Below are 18,380 nucleotides of genomic sequence, written 5' to 3'. Positions count from 1 at the left end.
TCCCTCCGCGCCGGCCGGACGCATTCCGGCCAACCCGACGCCGGCCCTCGTGGCCGGCGTCTTTTTTTTGCGCGCGACAGCGCGCGCTTTTAGGAATCCTCCGATTTCGCGAGCGGCGGCGCCTTCCTATCCTGCCCGGACTCCCCCAGAACCTTCATTCATCCGGCCATCGGTCGGGCGACCCGGCCTTTCCCCCGCGATCGAGGCATCCCATGGCCATCCACGGAAATCTGAGCGACTTCTCGCTGCGCGACATCCTGACGGTGGTGGGCGGCAAGCACGGCGTGCTCACCGTGGATCAGCGGGACGGCCAGATTCTCCGCCTGGATATCGCCGGCACCAGCATCACCCGGATGACCGTGGAACGCCCCATCGACTCGCGCAGCGAAGGACAACTGCTGCTGCGCATGTTCGCGCAGGGCAGCGGCGAGTTCCGTTTCGAGCCGCTGGCCACGGTGGAGGCGAAGCGTTCGTTCCTGCGGATGGACGAACTGCTGGAAGGCCGTGGCGCGGTACCGCTGGACGAACGCGACCTGCCGCATCCCAAGACGATGTTCCTGGTGATCAAGGGTCGCCAGGTGGAACTGCCGCCGGATCTGGCCGAGTTCCTCGGCGCGGCCGCGCCGTTGCTCACAGAGGGTGCCAGCGCCGAGCGGATATCGCGGCAACTGGGATTCCCGCTCGAAGGCACGCGCCGCAACCTGCAGCGCCTGCGTCAGGTCAAGAAAGTCTGGCCGATGCAGGCATACGTGGATCGGCTCGATCCGGAACAACGCAAGCAGCGCCAGTCCCTGGGCCAGCGCATCGCCAGCTTCTTCACCCGATGACCCCACTCAAGATCGTTATCTCCGGCCCCGTCGGCGCCGGCAAGACCACCTTCATCCGTTCCGTGTCCGAGACCGAAGTGGTCAGCACGGAAGAAGTCAGCACCGAGCGGATCGGCAAGACGCACACGACGGTCGCCCTGGACTTCGGCCAGATCACGCTGGGCGATTACGTGCTGCACCTGTTCGGCACGCCCGGGCAGTCGCGCTTCGACTACATGTGGGACGTCCTCAGCGAAGGCGCGCTGGGCCTGATCGTGCTGGTGCCCTGCGACGCGCCCAACGAATTCCCGCAGGCGCGGCGGATCCTCGAGTTCGTGATCAGCCGCCAGCCGGTGGAATTCATCATCGGGCTCACCCGGACCGACCTGGCCGCCGACGGCTGGACCGCCGCCGAGGTCGCCGCCTACTTCGGCGTTCCCGAACAGCAGGTGCTGGCGCTCAATCCCCGCGACACCGCGAACACCCGCCACGCCATCCACCAGCTGCTGCAGCGCGTTTGACCGCCTGCACGCGGCCTTCTTCCCTGTTTTCACGAGGACACATCATGAGCAAGCAAGAACAGATGCAAGCCACGCTGGACGCCCTGACGCGCGCCATTCCGGGCATGAAGGGCAGTTTCCTTTGCACCTTCGACGGCATGCCCGTCAGCCAGTCGATCACCGACCCCGGCGTCGATTCGGCGCGGGTCGCGGCGATGGCCGCCACCGCCTTGGGCGTGGGCCGGCGCATCACCGAAACCCTGTCCACAGGAACGCTGCGCGGCATCAAGCTGGTGGCCGCGGAGGGCCGCATCTTCATCTACATGGTCGGCAGCAAGGCCTGCCTGGCGCTGGTGGCGCCGTCGGACACCAATGTCGGCCTGATCGAACTCGAGGTGGCCGACGTGATCACCCAGTTGACCGCCATCCTGTAAGGAGCCAATGCCATGAATCACGAACGCAAGAGCTGGACGGTCAAGGACGAGGCCATCGTCCGCGAGCTGCGCGAACTGCTCACCCTGTCGGCGGAGGAATGCGCGCTGCTGAAGGCACTGGAGCCGATGGCCCGCGAAGCGGCCCCGATCCTGGTCGCCGAATTCTACGAGCGCCTGCTGTCGCACGAGCCGACCCGCGAATTCATCGGCGACAAGGAACGCCTGGCCACGACCCTGGCCAACTGGTTCGTCGAGATGTTCTGCGGCGAATACGACGACGCCTACGCACTCAAGCGGCTGGGCATCGGCAACGTGCACGTGCACATCGGGCTGCCGGTCCGCTATCCGCTGGCCATGATGGATCTGATCGCCCGCCACGGCGAAAGCATCGCATCGGCCAAGGGCGATGCCGCGGTCCAGGCGTTCCGCAAGGTCCTGGCCATCGACGTGGCCACCTTCAACCAGGCCTACGAGAACAACCAGTTGCATCATCTGGCCGAACTGACCGGCAGCGAACGCCTGGCGCGCCGGCTGTTGTCCGGCGGCTGATGCCGCCGCGCTTCATCGATCCGGCCGCGACCTATTGCGGGGGAGCAGCGAGCTCCCGCGCATCCAGATAACCGTCGCCGCTGCGATCCTGTTTGCGGAAGGTGGCCGCCAATCGCTCGCGATGGGTTGCGCGGGTGATGGCGGCCCCCTTGCCGCCCGGCAGCTCGTCGCCGGACAGCACGCCATCGCGATTGCGGTCACGCGCATCGAAGGCGTAGCTCATCCAGTCCAGGAACTCGGCCTGGCTGACCCGACCGTCGCCATCGGCATCCATGCGCTGCAGATAGTCCTTCGTAGCATTGACCTGCGCCGCCGCGAGCAGCGGCAGAGCCGATATCAGCAATGCAAGCAATAGACGCGTCATGCCCGCATTGTAGGACTGGATTTGCCCGAATGCCGAGCGTGCGCGCTCGTCCACGCACCCCGCGCAGATCCCCCGTCGCCTCCGGCGCCCGCCCCCTTTTGAAAAGGGGGCTACCAAGAGACCCCAGCGCTCGGAAACCGGCGTTGCCTCCCCCTTTGAAAAAGGGGGATTGAGGGGGATTTGCCTTTTCGCGCCAAAAGCAAATCCCCCGTCGCCTTACGGCGCCCGCCCCCTTTTGAAAAGGGGGCTACCAAGAGACCCCAGCGCTCGGAAACCGGCGTTACCTCCCCCTTTGCAAAAGGGGGATTGAGGGGGATTTGCCTTTTCGCGCCAAAAGCAAATCCCCCGTCGCCTTACGGCGCCCGCCCCCTTTTTAAAAGGGGGCTACCAAGAGACTCCAGCGCTCGGAAACCGGCGTTGCCTCCCCCTTTGAAAAAGGGGATTGAGGGGGATTGACCAGCCACGCGGCTGTTGAGAAGCGATGGCTCTTCGCCGAAAACCTCAATGCGCCAGCGCATACCCCTTCAACCGCGCCGAGTATTCCTGCAACGCACGAATGCCACTGGCCTCGGCCTCATGGCACCACGCCTGCAACGCCTTCAACCGCTCCGCCGCATCATGGCTGCGGGCTTCAAGCAGCGCCGACAGGCGCGCGCGGTGTTCGACCAGCGCACTGATGCGCGGCCGCTGCGAGACCCAGTTTCGCAACTGCTCGCGCGCGTCCGGCTTGAGCCAGCGGCCATCGTCGACCAGTCCGCGACGCAGCTTGCGCGGCAGCAGCGCGCGCAGCTTGGCGCCCGCCTGCGCGGCCTCCTCCTTCAGCGCCGGCTTGAGCACGTTGCGCTGGTAGTCGGTCATGGCCTGGAAACGGTGCGACAGCAGCGCCTTCAGCGTGTCTGCGTCAGGTACCGCGATGTTCGGTCGGATGTCCAGGGTGGGTGCCACCCGCAACACTTTCGCCAGCCGGACCTTCTCCATGCCCTTGATCACGATCCAACCGATATCCACTTCCCAGCGGCGCATCGAGAAGCGTGCCGAACTGGGGAACGCGTGATGGTTGTTATGCAGCTCCTCGCCGCCCACCCACACGCCCCATGGCGTCAGGTTGGTCGAGGTATCGGAGGATTCGAAATTGCGATAGCCCCACCAGTGGCCCAGGCCATTGATCACGCCCGCCGCCCAGAACGGAATCCACGCCATCTGGATCGCCCACAGCGCGACGCCAGGCAGTCCGAACAGGACGGCGTTCACCAGCAGCAGGAAGGTCGGCCCCAGATTCGCGTGCGGGGTGTACACGTGGCGCTCGACCCAATCATCGGGCGCGCCCTTGCCGTACTGCTCGATGTCGGCGCGCTGCCCGCGCGCTTCGCGGTACAGCTCCACGCCGCGCCAGAACACGTTGCCGATGCCCTTGGTCTGCGGACTGTGCGGATCCTCTTCGGTCTCCACCTTCGCGTGATGCTTGCGATGGATGGCGACCCACTCCCTGGTGATCATCGAGGTGGTCAGCCAGGTCCAGAACCGGAAGAAGTGGTTCAGCACCGGATGGAAATCCACCCCGCGGTGCGCCTGGCTGCGATGCAGGTACAGCGTCACCGAGAAGATGGTCAGCTGGGTGAAGACCAGCAGCACGATCAACAGCTCCCACCAGACCAGGCCGGTCAGGCCTCCGATCAGGAACTGCAGCAACGAGTCGGACATGGAAAGCGCTCCGGAAGGCACCGGCGCCGGTGGGGTCCGGTGCCGTCAGCGCATCATGCGGCCTGCACGTGACGATTTCACCCGACGCCGCCGAATGGTGTTCAGCTGGCGGATTTCGCCGCCGCCGCGGCCGCTTGCTGGCGGTGCATTTCCTCGGTCAGCACCCGCTTGATCTCGCCCACAATCGACTCGAGCGAGTCCTCGCCGTAGCCGACGTGATGGCTGGCGATACGGCCCTGGGTGTCGATTACCCACAGATTCGGGTAGGCCTTCACACTGTAGGTGCGGGCGATGTCACCGTTGGCGTCGCGGGACTGCAACAGGCTGTAGTCGCGCATCTGCCGCATCATCTGCCGGTAGGTGGCGGGCGGGTCCTCGACGTTCACCGCGATGACCTGCAGCCACTGGGGGTCGACCTTCTTCTGCAGGGCGTCCAGCACCGGCAGTTCCTTCAGGCAATAACCGCACCAGGACGCCCAGAAGGTCACGATCACCACCTTGCCCCGGTGTTCGGCCAGATCGACTATCTTTCCGTCACGTCCCTTGCCGAGCACGGTCGGTGCCGGATCGCCGATGGCGGGCGACTGCGCGAACGCGGGGACCACCACCGAAAGACAGAGCAGCAGGACGGCGAGGCGGATGCGGCGCATGGTCGGTTCCCTCCCTGGACTGGCGCCGAGTCTATCCCGCTTCCACTTCCCCCAGACAGCCCCGCCGATGTCCCTCGCCCCCGATGCCGTGCCAGCGCCGGCGCCCCTGTTCGAACTCGATCGCGCCACCGTCATCCGCGGCTCCGTCCGCGTGCTGCGCGAGCTGACCCTGAGCATCCCGCTGGGCCAGCACACCGTCATCCTCGGCCCCAACGGCTGCGGCAAGTCGACCTTCATCAAGCTGATCAACCGCGAGCTGTATCCGCTGGCCCGTGAAGGCGACGCGCCGGTCAAGGTGTTCGGCCTGCGCCGCTGGAACGTGGCCGAACTGCGCACCCGGCTGGGCGTGGTCACCAGCGACCTCACCCGCAACCTGCAGGAGATGCCGCAGCTGCGGGTGGAGGACGCGGTCGTCACCGGCTTCTTCTCCAGTTTCGTGATCCCGCCGCATTGCGAGGTGGACGCGCAGATGCGCGCCCAGGCCCGCCGCGCGCTGGCGGCGGTCGAGGCCACCGCGCTGGCCGATCGCGAAGTCGCCGAACTGTCCACCGGCGAAATGCGCCGCGTGCTCATCGCCCGCGCGCTCGTGCACCAGCCCGAGGCGCTGCTGCTGGACGAACCCACGGCCGGCCTGGACCTGATCGCCCAGCGCCACTTCCTGGAACTGCTGCGCGATCTCGCGCGCCAGGGCATCACCCTGGTGCTGGTCACCCATCACCTGGAAGAAATCGTCCCTGAATTCCAGCGCGTGATCCTGCTGCGCGCCGGCGATGTGATGGCCGATGGCGCACCCGACGACATCCTCACCTCGGAAAACCTGTCCGCTGCCTATGGCGGGCCGCTGCAGGTGCGGCGTGAGGGTGGGCGGTTCGTGTTGGGGCTGGATTGAAGCGGAACTCTTTCCGGCCACCTTTCTTTCAAAAGGATCCACGCAATGGAAGAGCTCAGCGCCTTGCCGTTGTGCCGGGTCTGCCGGTTGTTGTCGTCGAAGGTGTTGCTGCCCTGACTCGCTTCCGGTAGCAGTTGAGAGGCATAGGTACCGGTTTTGGCCACCCGACGACCGAGCATGTCATAGCCATACCCCAGCGTGCCCAGCGCTGCCTGACCCGGCTTGGTCCAGGCGATGCCGGTGATCTGGCTGGCGCTGAAATTACAGACAACGCTGGCGGAGTGCATTTCAGCCTCATCATTACCTTCAGATCATAAAGATGGTTGGGGACACCGTGGCGGACCAAGAAATGGGCGCTTCCGTTGCGCTCATCGATTGCGAATCCTTGCTATGTTTCGAGCATGAAGCAGCATCGCTGGCGGAATCACAAAAACCACAAATACTGCGAACGCGACTATAGCTACCAACCACTTTCCACCCGCCATTGCCAGGACGAATGGAACCGCCACCACGAATACAACTGCCTGCATGTAAATCAAGAAAATTACATACGTTCCAAGCGCACTCTCTGACTTGATTTCGTACCCACAGCTTCTGCATCTAACTGCCACGATCCTATTGAGTGACTTAATAACGAAGAGACGAATATTATTTTTTTCGCATGATGGGCAAGAAAATATAAAAAGCGGCCTCATTGAAAGAACATCCTCAACAATTTCTGCTGAAACTTGAGTGACTATGAAATCAGGCCGCTAAAAAAAGCCCGCTTTATTGCATCTACATGCAGTCTTCATCCAACCCTAATTTCGCTATCTCTGCCATGTCCTGCAATTCCCTTGATATCTGAGATTCCGTCCTGCAGATTTTGTCAACCCCTATCTCGTAGTCTTCTTTTTTCACTCTTCTCAGGAACCCATCAAACTCGCTGACGCATTGGCTTCTCAATGCGCTAGGGACCGCACTTTTCATCGCCAGAAGAACTCCATCTCCATTTGCCCCGATATAGCACTTGTAGTCGGCAGAAAGCCCCGCATCCATTTGATATCTAACCAGTCCGAGGAGCCTCTTTGCTGCGTTCTTGTGCCTAGCGCCACCCACCAGAGAAACACCAAGCTCCGCACGATCCATTCCGACACATGCGTACTTTGTTGTAGCGCATAGGTATTTGCTCTTCCCGTTTCTGTGAACTATCAGCGATGTCATTACTGAATACTCTGCACCGCTCATGGCTCGCTCAAGTAGGCTTTCTTCTGCCATAGTTATGCATGGGAACATTACCAACATCAACAGAGCTGCAAGCGAAATGGAGACATTGCTGTTTCTCATGCCTTTCATCCTCGAATTAGAAAATTGGCGGAGGAAATCTGGGCGGCAACCAATCGCTCACGCGAAGCGAGCTACCTGGCTCGGCATCCAATAGTTTGTTCAAAGTTTGAATGTCAGAAGTAGTTCCGGTTATGCATCCTTCGGAGCAGAATCTCGGCCCCAGAGATGGCCCGAATGGATTTGCGCAGCTATGGGTCCTAAACAGATCTCTGCCAAAGTCTTCAGTTTCAGGTTCCGCCTCAAGAACACGGCCGTTTGGTTTTCCTGTCCATCCGTCCGGATCCCATCTCCATTCACCAATGGGGATGGGGCCCCTGCTCTGTATGTTTATGCAGTCAGGATTGTTTTTACAGCTCGATCCACCTCCATTGTTTCCTGACGCAACACGAATATCTACGCCATTGTTATCCGAGTGTTCCGGATAACAGATCAGTCTTTCCTCATATATTGCGTAATAGCATCGTGCGAGACCACTTGGATCGGCATAGGAAAGAGGATTTCCACTTACATAAGCATATGTATTGGCCCCACCTTTCAGACCAATCGGATCCTCACTGATAAACCGCCCCATTCCCGGCGAGTAGTACCTGGCTCGGTAGTAGTAGATGCCTGACCCATCCCGCTCCCGCCCTGTGTACTGATACGGGTTGGTCGTGCCGGCGTTGAGTTGACGGGTCTGTCCATACGGCGTGTAGTCATAGCGCTGCACCACTTCACCGGCTGCATTGGTCAATGCCCGGGTGCTACCCAATGCATCCGTCAGGAAGTAGGTGCGCTCTCTGCCCTCATTGCGGGCAAATCGCTGGTCGATGCCTAGTCCGGTCAGGACGGGATTGACCGTGTGGCCCATCCGCTCCTGCACGATGTCCACACCGTCGTAGAGATAGGTGATGGTCTGCCCGCCTTCGGTCTTGCTGATGCGTCGGCCCAATGGGTCGTACTGGAAGCTGGCCTGCACTGAATCCCCGACCTTGATGGCGACCAGCTGGTTGCGCGCATTCCAGTGATAAGTCCGCTGGCCATCGCTCAGCAGGTTGCCGTTGGCGTCGTAGCTCAGGGTCTTGCCGTCGTGCTGCGTTTGCCGGTTGTTGTCGTCGAAGGTGTTGCTGCCCCGGCTCGCTCCCGGTAGCAATTGGGAGGCATGGGTGCCGGTCTGGGCCACCCGGCGGCCGAGCGCGTCGTAGCCGTAGCCCAGCGTTCCCAGTGTCGCCTGACCCGGCTTGGTCCAGGCGATACCGGTGATCTGGCTGTCCGGGTTGTAGGCGTAGCCCGTCTCGACGCCGTTGGGCAGCGTGGTGCGGATGAGCCGGCTGGCGGCATCGTAGTCGAAGGCCACGTTTTCGCTGCCCTGCCACAACCGTGTCAGGCGGCCAACCGCGTCATAGCGGTATTGGATGCGGGGCTGCGCGTCCGCAGTCATGGCAATGCGCTGTCCACCGCGATCGTACTCGTAGCGCACGATGCCCTGCGGGCTGGCGGCCTGCACCACTTCATCGAACGCGTTGTAGGACCAGCGCAGGGTTCCTGTGTCGCTGTCGTCCATGCTCAGCACGCGGTCGCCGGTATCGTAGCTTGCCGTGACCACATGCTGTCCCTGCTCCACCCGTACCAGCCGGCCCAGCAGGTCGTACTGGAAACGGGTGAACGCGCCATTGCGATCGGAATGGGAAGTAACGCGGTCCATCAGGTCATAGGTCCAACGCTCGGTCTGGCCCAGGCTGTCGGTGCGCGCGGTCAACCGGTTGCGCGCGTCGTAGGCGTAAGTGATGCCGGCGCCGTGCGGCAGCAAGACGGCCATCACGTTGCCGTTGGCGTCGTAGCCGGTCTCGGTCACACCACCAGTCGCATCGATCTGGCGAACAATCCGGCCCATGGCGTCGTACTCGCGTCGCGCGGTGTGGCCCGCGGTATCACGCATGCTGATCACCCGGCCCAGCGCGTCATGGCGCATTTCGGTTCGCCGGCCCAGCGGATCGATCGTGGCGGTCAACTCGTAGCCTTCGTATTCGAACCTGGTGCGATTGCCGAGCGGGTCCGACAGGGCGGCGGGCTGGCCGGCAAAGTTGCAGGTGATACGTCGGACCTGGCCCGCGGGATCGGTCACCGAGGACAGGCAGCGATCGGTGTATCCCAGGGTGGTGGTTCTGCCCAATGCGTCCGTCATCGAAACGGGGTCGCCATGCGTGTTGTACATGATGGCAAGCTTTCTGGCCTCCGGGGTTCCCGGCAGATGGGTCTCGCCCGTCAATTGGCCTTCGGCATCGTAGCGATACTCGGAACGCCGCCCCAGTGGATCCACCTTCGCGCTCAACCGTCCTGCCGCGTCACGCTCGAATCGGGTGGTCTGCGCCAGCGCGGTGCCATATCCCAATGTGTCGCTGACGGGATAGTGACTGACGAGGTCGAATACCAGCCTGCGCTGGCTTCCATCCGGGCGGGTCACCAACGTGCCGACGGTGTCGCCATCGACGTGGTCGTACTCAAGCCGATAGATGCCGCCATCGGCCTGGGTCTGCCGCACCACGCGACCGCTCCATCCGCCCTCGCCCCTGGCTTCGAACTCGTTGTACACGATGCGGTGGCCGTTCTGGTCGTGTATCGACTCAAGCCGGGACTTCCGCTTTCCACCCGGGAGTTTTTCGGTCCGGTAGCCGTATCGCCGGGTGGTGCCGTCGGGATAGGTCACGCGCGCCAGGAAGCCGTTGTCGTCGTACGCGTACGCCCAGATCCTGCCGGAATGATCCCGGATACGCTGGACGCGGTTGTTGCCGTCGTGCTCCAGGGCCAGATAGCGTCCACTGGAAGAGACGATACGTACCAGCAAACCCGCGTCATAGACAAACTCGACCCGGTTGCCGTGCTTGTCCTTCATCCAGCGCAGCGGGTTGGGCGCGTAGTTGCCAAAGCGCATGATGGCGCCATCCCGCAGGGTCAGGAGAAGCCCATAGCCCTGATCGTCGTATACATACTTCAGGACGGAACCGGCGAACCCGGTCGTGCCGCCCGAATGTTTCCAGGTCCCCGTGAGGCCGGTACCCGCGATGCGGGTGAAATCCACCGGCATGCCACCCGGCAGGATGAGCTGGATCAGGTCATAGCCGGAACCCGGCGGCGAGAACATGCGATAGCCGAAATTCGACGTGGTGCCGATGCCGAATTCCCGCTTGCCGGTGTCATTCGGCCGATAGTGGCGACTGATCGCAACAGGCAGGATGTCGTTGAGGGTGGCGTCGGTTTCGGAGTAGAAGAATTCGCCGGTATAGAGATCGATGGGATCCCCGGCCGTGGCGCCGGAACCGGAGCCGGAGGAACCACAGGCTTCGCTGCAGGGCGGTTGGTCGGGCTCGGTGGGCGGATCGTTGCTCGCCACCGAGTAGCTTCCGCCCATGGTCTGGTGCAGCGCCACTCCCTTCTCGGGTGCGAAGCGGCTGCCGTCACTGGTGACACGCCCCTGGCCGTAGACGCGCCAGCCTTCGGCGGGATCGTAGATCCAGAAGTTGGCCGGGGTGCCCGTCGGGTGACCGTCGTAGTTCGGATAGAAAATCCGGATGCCCTCCGCCGCTCGCGGTGTCAGCGCCTGCACAGTCGCACCACCGGGCTCCAGGGTGAAGTACATCGGATAGTTGTCCGCCACCGGAAACGGCGCGCGGTTGACCGGCGTCGGCACGATGGCCAGTTCGGTGACCAGCCGCCCCTTGCGGTCCCGGATGACGGTATCGCGCGGGATGAGGACCTGCAGGCCCGGCATGTCCGGATGGGTGAGTACCGTGTCCCTGCCGAGCGGTGAGCCAATTCTGCTCTTGTCCCGCGCGGTGATACGCGGCAGGTACAGGGTGTAGGGAATCTGGGTGAGCTGGCCGGGCTTTACATCCAACCCGACCACGAACTGCCCGTACTCCACGCCCGCCGAGTTCGCGGTGGTCCCATCGACATACAGTTCCTGCTTGCCCGCGGGAGCCTCGTGCAACAGGAAGTAGCCATCCCGGTTGGTCCTGACGTGCCGGCCGCCGATGCTGATTTCGACATCAGCCACCGGCACGCCGTCCACCCGGAGAATCTGCCCCATGACACTGGTAAAGCGCATGGCGCGGACGATGCGATCAATGAGTTCGGTGTTGCGCAGGTCCGGCTGGTTTCCCGGAACCCGCCAGCGTCCGTCTGTATTGTCCTGACCCGGTTGCCAGACACCTTCTTTCAACGCGCCCTGCCTGCGGCAGGGTTGGCGTTTTTCCAGGTATCCGCATTCCGCCGAGCTGTCCTGGATCAGGTCGGCGTTGCCGGGAAGCTGCTCCGCAGTCGCCTCGGCTTCTCCCGGTCCGGCGATGACAGCCGTCTGGAAGTCCAGGACCGCAAGCGGCATGGCGCGGCCATCCACCGCATGCGCGCCATCCACCAGCAGCGAGTATCGGGATCCGGGATAGAGCGCCTGTCCGGGGCGTGCGAATACCAGCCTGCCCTCCTCGACCACCACGATGTCGATGGGGGTCATTCCGCCGGGCCCCAGCAACGACACCGTGGAAGGATTGAGTTCCTGCGCGCGCATGCGCTGGGTGAACCTGACGGCGATCAACGCATCCGTCGAGACCGCCTGATCGCCTTGCCGTGGCAGGGATCCCGCCATCCGGGGCGCCTGCGCGGGCTCGTTGTCGTTGCGCGCCCTTTCAATAAACGACGAGGTGTCGGGGTCGAACCAGACGTCGGTCGACGTCGTCCGTCCCGCAATCCCGCCTCCGCGCAACCTGACCTTTCCGTCGCTCTGCAAGGTCGCCCGATGACCCGCCATCCGGTCACCAGGATGGCGCTGGACATGGGTGAGCACTCCGGTTCGTTCGTCCCAAAGTTGCGCACCATCCCCGGCACCCTGCCCGCCTGCCAACAGCAGACGCCCATCCGTCAGCACGGTTGCGCTGTGGCCCGCCCGGGCCGACATGGGCAGGCCAAGCGCAGGTTCAATGCGACGCGAACGCGGGTCGTACCAGACCCCATCCGGCTGCAACTTGCCGTCCGCAGTCGTGCCTCCCCAGATGAGCACGCGCCCCTGTGGCATCAGGGTCAGGCTCGCCCCGATTCGCACGGATTCCAGTTCGACTCGATGCGTGATCCCACCGGTATTCGCATCGCGTTCGATCAAGGTATTGCCATCACCCGACAGGACCAGCGTTCGTCCATCCTGAAGGGGCACCTTGCGCTCCATGGGTGTCAAGGTCTGGCGCGTGGACGTAGGCACTTCGTTCTTGTCCATCGACGCCGGAGGTACCGACTGGGACGGTACCTGCCCGCTGCTGGCCGTGACCGCGAACAGACTCAGCAAGACGGCCAGGGAAAAGCTCTTCTGACTGCGCGGGTGCTTATCCATGATGCGTTCCTTGTTCTTCCTTGAGGCCTGCCGCTCTTCGGCTGCGTGCACGGGTGTTCAGGCATGCCATGCTTCGTGTACTGCCGATTTGCGGGCGCATCGGCAGGAGTCGATGGCTCCCATCTTGAATCCAGCGCCCTGCACGCGCGTCCGGAGACGGGCCTGCATCCATTCGAATTCTTGCGGTGCGCCATGAAAACACCGGCTCAACTCGACCCTGCCGGCCTCGGCTCGAGATGGGCGGCTTGACAGCCAGCCGCAACTGCACGGTCATCGTTTCGCCATGAATCGGATCCACAAACACCTGGTAGGTGCCGTCCGTTGGCAATGCAGGCAGGTCCTGCGTACCGTCATTTCGCAGCGCTCGCGAAGTCAAGAATCTGCCATTGGGGCTGTAGATCTCGTAACGGATATGACGATCAGCGGGCACCGTCCGCTGCCCCCTGACCTGCAGACTCAGCCGCTGGCCGGCCGTGCCAGTGAAGCTCAGCCGTGCTCCCTGCCCCGGACGATCCAGCACCAATGCCTTCCAGTCGTCCGGCAGCAGCAGGCCCATCTTGTCCGCCGACAGCGTGGCCTTGAACTGAAACTGCCGCCCAACCGGGCTCTGTTTCACTATCACCACATAAATGCCTGCCGGCAGATTCGGCAGGTTCACACGGCAGCCAGCACTGCAGGTTCCATGCATCATTCGATCACCATTGGGCCGATACACGTCGAGGTAGGCAGAGTTGCCTCTGACAATGCGCATCTCGCTGATTCCCAGGCCCAGGTTGTCCCCTTCCCTGGCGGTGAAGGTGAAGTACGCCGCCTCGCCCGTACCTCGTGCTTCATACGCGACCGGCCCGTTCGCCACCCCCAACCCTTCGGCCGTGCCGGTCGCCGACCGCAGCTGTGCCGTCAGCGTCTCGCCGTAAGCCGGATCCACAAATATCTGGTAGGGGCCGTCCTTCGGCAACGCCGGCATGCGGAGCGTACCGCCGCCCTCTAGGGCTCCGGACGTCAGCAGACTAAGGTCCGGCGCATACACGTAGTAGTACACGTTCCGGTCAGCGGGCAGCGTCTGCTGCCCGCTGACTTGCAGGCCCAACCGCTGCCCGGCCGTGCCGGTGAAGTGCAACCGACCGTTCTGGCCCGGTCGACTCAGCGTCAATGGCGTCCACGCATCCGGCACCAGCTCACCTGTCACGTCCGCCGACAAGGTGACTTTGAACTGCAAGCGCTGAGTGGACGAGGCCGGTTCCACCACCACCGCGTAGGTGCCCGCCGACAACCGCGGCAGGTTCACGTCGCAGCCGCCATAACTGACGTAGCAGTACCGGTACCGCAACTGCGTGCCGTCCGGCCGGTACACACGGAGGTAGGCGTGACGGTCCTCATTGTCGGCCAGTTCGCTCAGGCCCAGGCCGAGGTTGTCCCCTTCCCTTGCGGTGAAGGTGAAGTACGCCGCCTCGCCGGCGCCCCGTGCTTCATACGCGGCCGGCGCGTTCGCCACCCCCAGCCCTTCGGCCGTGCCGGTCGCCAACCGCAACTGTGCCGTCAGCGTCTCGCCGTACTCCGAATCCACAAACACCTGGTAGGTACCGTCCACTGGCAGCACTGGCAGATCCAGTGTGCCGCCGGCTCGCATCGACCTCGAAGTCAGCAAACTGCCTTGGGGAGTGTACACGTAGTAGTAGACATGACGATTCGCCGGCAGCGTCTGCTGTCCACGGGTCTGAAGGCCCAATCGTTGCCCAGCCGTGCCGGTGAAGTGCAACCGACCGTTCTGGCCCGGTCGATTCAGTGTCAATGGCGTCCACGCATCCGGCACCAGCTCACCCGTCACATCCGCCGACAAGGTGACTTTGAACTGCAAGCGCTGAGTGGACGAGACCGGTTCCACCACCACCGCGTACGTGCCCGCCGATAACCGCGGCAGGTTCACGTCGCAGCCGCCATCACTGGCGTAGCAGTACCGGTACCGCAACTGCGTGCCATCCGGCCGGTACACCTCGACACGGGCATTGCTACCACCGGGTATGCGCAGTTCGCTGATGCCCAGGCCCAGGTTGTCCCCGTCCCGTGCGGTGAAGGTGAAGTACGCCGCCTCGCCCACACCTCGTGCTTCATAGGAGACCGACGCGTTCGCCACCCCCAGCCCTTCGGCCGTGCCGGTCGCCAACCGCAGCTGCGCCGTCAGCGTCTCGCCGTACTCCGGATCCACAAACACTTGGTAGGTGCCATCCGCCGGCAGCACTGGCAGATCCAATGTGTCGCCAGTTCGCACCGACCGCGAAGTCAGCAAGCTGCCCTGGGGGGTGTATACGTAGTAGTAGACATAACGATTCGCCGGCAGCGTCTGCTGCCCACTGACCTGCAGGCCCAACCGCTGCCCGGCCGTGCCGGTGAAGCTCAGCCGACCGTTCTGGCCCGGCCGACTCAGCACCAGTGTCTTCCACGCGTCCGGTACCAACTCACCTGTCCCGTCCGCCGACAAGGAGGCCTTGAACTGCAACCGCTGTCCGGCCGATACCGGCTCCACCACCACCGCGTACGTGCCCGCCGACAATCGCGACAAGTTCACGTCGCAGCCGCCATCACTGACGTAGCAGGTACTGGACCACCCTTGCTTGCCATCCGGTCGGTACACCTGGACATAGCTGTAGGTGTGCCAGTTCTCCGGAGTTATCTGCAGCTCACTGATGCCCAAGCCGAGGTTGTCCCCATCCTTGGCGGTGAAGGTAAAGTACGCTGCCTCGCCGGCGCCTCGTGCTTCGTACGAGATTGGCTCGTTCGCCACCCCCAAGCCTTCGGCGGTGCCCGTCGCCAACCGCAACTGCGCGGTCAGCGTCTTGCCGTGAGCCGGGTCCACGAACACCTGATAGCTGCCATCCGCCGGCAACGCCGGCAGGTCCAGCGCACCACCGCCCCGTAAGGCCTTGGATGTCAGCAGAGTGCGGTCCGGTGCATACACGGTGTAGTACACGTCCCAGTTCACCGGCAGTGTCTGATGCCCGCTGACCTGCAAGCCCAGCCGCTGCCCGGCCGTGCCGGTGAAGTGCAACCGGCCGTTCTGGCCCAGTCGACTCAGTGTCAATGGCGTCCACGCATCCGACACCAACTCACCTGTCACATCCGCCGACAAGGTAGCCTTGAACTGCAACCGCTGCCCGGCCGACGCTGGCTCCACCACAACTGCATACGTGCCCGCCGACAACCGCGGCAGGTTCACGTCGCAACCGCCATCACTGACGTAGCAGTACCGGTACCGCAACTGCGTGCCGTCCGGCCGGTACACCTCGACATAGGCATAGCTGCCACCGGGTATGCGCAGTTCGCTGATGCCCAGACCCAGGTTGTCCCCGTCCCTGGCGGTGAAAGTGAAGTACGCCGCCTCGCCGGTGCCGCGTGCTTCATACGCGGCCGGCGCGTTCGTCACCCCCAAGCCTTCGGCCGTGCCGGTCGCCAATCGCAGCTGCGCGGTCAGCGTCTCGCCGTAGTACGGATCCACAAACACCTGGTAGCTGCCGTCCGCCGGCAACGCCGGCAGATCCAGCGCACCGCCGCCGCGGAGGGTCCCGGACGTCAGCAGAGTGCGGTCCGGTGCGTACACGGTGTAGTACACGTTCCCGTCCGCCGGCAGTGTCTGCTGCCCGCTGACCTGCAGGCCCAACCGCTGGCTGGCGGTGCCAGTGAAGTCCAAACGGCCGTTCTGGCCCGGTCGACTCAGTATCAATGGCGTCCATGCATCCGGCACCAGCTCACCTGTCACGTCCGCCGACAAGGTGGCCTTAAACTGCAAGCGCTGGGTGGACGAGGCTGGTTCCACCACCACCGCGTAGGTGCCCGCGGACAACCGCGGCAGGTTCACTTCGCAGCCGCCATGGCTGAGGTAGCAGGTACTGGACCACCCTCGCTTGCCATCCGGTCGGTACACCCGGACATAGGCATAGCTTCCACCGGATATGCGCAGTTCGCTGATGCCCAGACCCAGGTTGTCCCCGTCCCTGGCGGTGAAGGTGAAGTACGCCGCCTCGCCGGTGCCGCGTGCTTCATACGCGGCCGGCGTGTTCGTCACCCCCAAGCCTTCGGCCGTGCCGGTCGCCAACCGCAGCTGCGCGGTCAGCGTCTCGCCGTAGTACGGATCCACAAACACCTGGTAGCTGCCGTCCGCCGGCAACGCCGGCAGATCCAGCGCACCGCCGCCGCGGAGGGTCCCGGACGTCAGCAGAGTGCGGTCCGGTGCGTACACGGTGTAGTACACGTTCCGGTCAGCGGGCAGTGTCTGCTGCCCGCTGACCTGCAGGCCCAACCGCTGCCCGGCCGTGCCTGTGAAGCTCAGCCGGCCGTTCTGGCCATATCGGTCCAGCGCCAGGGTTTTCCACTCGTCCGGTGACAACAAGCCCGTCACATCTGTCGACAAGGTGACCTTGAATTGCACCTGCTGCCTGGACCACGCAGGCTCCATTACCACCGCATACGTGCCCGCCGACAATCGCGATAGGTTCACGTCACAGCCGCCATCACTGACGTAGCAGTACCGGTACCGCAACTGCGTGCCGTCCGGCCGGTACACCTCGACACGGGCATAGCTGCCACCGGGTGCATCCAATTCACTGATGCCCAGGCCCAGGTTGTCGCCGATCCTTCCGGAAAGAAGAAATCGCTTGCTCTGACCCGGCGCCCATACTCCAAGTGCCCGAGACTCCCCGTCGATGGCCTGCGTCGGGTCGACCTCCACCGACAACCGCCAGCTTCCCGCCTCGGGTGCGCGTTTCATGTAGATCGCATAGCTGCCCGTCTTGTTCAGAGCAGGCAAATGGAGCGATGCCAGACTTGCAGACAGTGAGCCTTTTGCGAGTATCTGATTCGCGGGATCGCGGACGACATATTCGACGGCTGATCCGGTGCCGGGATCGGACTGAATGCTCAGGTAGTCCCCGAGCTTTCCATCGAACAGTACCACCACCCATTTTCCAGAACCGGATGCGCCCAGGGAAACGGGTTCCGAACCCGGCGCAATCCGATGAACCGTTTCAACATCAGCGGGCGAGACATCACGCGGAAGCACGATCAGGTCCTCGTCACTTTCAGCCTTGCCGAATGGGGTGGTGACCCTAACCTTGCCGCTCCCGACGTTGGCTGGCACCACGAAATCAATATGATTTCCTGCAGACTCACGAGCAGAGGACACAAAGCGCCCCGATACGGATACTTTGCTTTGGCCCGGGATCGGCATCAGATGCTCGCCATCGATTCCAACGGTTGCTCCCACCGCGACACGCAACGGCGCGATCCTGCGAATCACTGGCGGTGCTTCGTTCTCGTCAACGACGAAGGCCGAGGTGCTGACGGTCGACACTCCACCCGCCTCGACCGCGACAAAGCCCGTCGTCGCTCCTGCCGGCACCACCACCGTCAGCGACGTCGGTGATGCCCGTACGACCTCCGCAGCAGTCCCGTTGAACGCGACCCGGTTTCCTGCCGTCGCGGCCGAGAATCCTTGCCCCCGGATTAGAACGTGCGCACCTGGTGCGCCGCGACCAGGTTCCATGCTGAATATCGCCAGTTCGTCCGGGCGCAGTCTTTCAATTCCTTGCAGGTTGCCGACGGCGTCATAGACGTATCGCGCGTGCGCGCCCTCTTCATTCGTCGCCACCACCAACCGACCGTTGGCGTCGTACAGATAGGTGGTCGCGCCCGCAAGCGATGCCGCTACGCCGAAAATCATCAGCGCGATTACGGCTTTCCACGCTCGCCAGAACACGGTGCTCCGCACTTTCTTCCGTATGGAATCCTTCCGCCACATGCCCAAGCCGCCAC

General features: G+C 63.4%; 12 protein-coding genes. 5 read left to right on the top strand and 7 right to left on the bottom strand.

The window, feature by feature from the left end; translation table 11 throughout:
• The first annotated feature begins 212 nt into the window (after positions 1-212).
• Genes FG323_RS12620 through FG323_RS12605 form a run of 4 tightly spaced genes read left to right on the top strand, consistent with a single transcriptional unit; the run spans position 213 to position 2,289 of the window.
• A complete protein-coding gene (locus FG323_RS12620) occupies positions 213-827 on the top strand; it encodes a DUF4388 domain-containing protein (RefSeq protein ID WP_141455036.1) in 615 nt (204 codons plus the stop codon).
• Entirely contained in the window at positions 824-1,327 is a 504-nt protein-coding gene (locus tag FG323_RS12615; protein WP_141455035.1) for an ATP/GTP-binding protein, read from the top strand. Before FG323_RS12620 ends, FG323_RS12615 begins: the two co-directional genes overlap by 4 nt.
• 44 nt (positions 1,328-1,371) lie before the next feature.
• The gene (locus tag FG323_RS12610) at positions 1,372-1,740 is read left to right on the top strand and encodes a roadblock/LC7 domain-containing protein (protein ID WP_141455034.1); all 369 of its coding nucleotides are present in this window, start codon (positions 1,372-1,374) and stop codon (positions 1,738-1,740) included.
• A 12-nt stretch (positions 1,741-1,752) separates the two neighbouring features.
• Complete coding sequence (locus tag FG323_RS12605) at positions 1,753-2,289, top strand: protoglobin domain-containing protein (RefSeq protein WP_141455033.1); 537 nt, start codon at positions 1,753-1,755, stop codon at positions 2,287-2,289.
• A gap of 31 nt (positions 2,290-2,320) precedes the next feature.
• On the opposite strand, the gene FG323_RS12600 is transcribed toward FG323_RS12605, so the two are convergent.
• The 3 genes from FG323_RS12600 to FG323_RS12590 all read right to left on the bottom strand — a co-directional run bounded on the left by FG323_RS12600 (position 2,321) and on the right by FG323_RS12590 (position 5,004).
• Positions 2,321-2,653 (bottom strand): EF-hand domain-containing protein, encoded by a 333-nt coding sequence (locus FG323_RS12600; protein ID WP_141455032.1) that lies wholly within the window; start codon positions 2,651-2,653, stop codon positions 2,321-2,323.
• A 501-nt stretch (positions 2,654-3,154) separates the two neighbouring features.
• Positions 3,155-4,354 carry a fatty acid desaturase gene (locus FG323_RS12595; RefSeq protein ID WP_141455031.1) on the bottom strand — a complete coding sequence of 400 codons (1,200 nt, stop codon included), beginning with the start codon at positions 4,352-4,354 and terminating at the stop codon, positions 3,155-3,157.
• A gap of 101 nt (positions 4,355-4,455) precedes the next feature.
• On the bottom strand, positions 4,456-5,004 hold the full coding sequence (locus FG323_RS12590; protein ID WP_181444210.1) for a TlpA disulfide reductase family protein: 549 nt from the start codon (positions 5,002-5,004) through the stop codon (positions 4,456-4,458).
• Positions 5,005-5,071: 67 nt separating this feature from the next.
• On the opposite strand from FG323_RS12590, the gene FG323_RS12585 reads away from it, so the two are divergent.
• A complete protein-coding gene (locus FG323_RS12585) occupies positions 5,072-5,893 on the top strand; it encodes an ATP-binding cassette domain-containing protein (RefSeq protein ID WP_141455029.1) in 822 nt (273 codons plus the stop codon).
• Here the strand turns inward: FG323_RS12585 and FG323_RS12580 are convergent.
• The 4 genes from FG323_RS12580 to FG323_RS12565 form a co-directional block, all read right to left on the bottom strand.
• Entirely contained in the window at positions 5,833-6,180 is a 348-nt protein-coding gene (locus FG323_RS12580; RefSeq protein WP_141455028.1) for a hypothetical protein, read from the bottom strand. The two genes, FG323_RS12585 and FG323_RS12580, sit on opposite strands and share 61 nt — an antisense overlap.
• A gap of 490 nt (positions 6,181-6,670) precedes the next feature.
• Positions 6,671-7,219, bottom strand: coding sequence for an Imm57 family immunity protein (locus FG323_RS12575; protein WP_181444209.1), 549 nt, complete (start codon positions 7,217-7,219; stop codon positions 6,671-6,673).
• Positions 7,220-7,235: 16 nt separating this feature from the next.
• Entirely contained in the window at positions 7,236-12,575 is a 5,340-nt protein-coding gene (locus tag FG323_RS12570; protein ID WP_141455026.1) for an RHS repeat-associated core domain-containing protein, read from the bottom strand.
• Positions 12,568-18,324 carry an IPT/TIG domain-containing protein gene (locus FG323_RS12565; protein ID WP_181444208.1) on the bottom strand — a complete coding sequence of 1,919 codons (5,757 nt, stop codon included), beginning with the start codon at positions 18,322-18,324 and terminating at the stop codon, positions 12,568-12,570. Before FG323_RS12565 ends, FG323_RS12570 begins: the two co-directional genes overlap by 8 nt.
• Positions 18,325-18,380 lie beyond the last annotated feature (56 nt).

This window comes from Pseudoxanthomonas sp. z9, assembly GCF_006542425.1.
GTDB lineage: Bacteria > Pseudomonadota > Gammaproteobacteria > Xanthomonadales > Xanthomonadaceae > Pseudoxanthomonas_A.
This window is presented reverse-complemented; position numbering and strand designations above follow the sequence as displayed.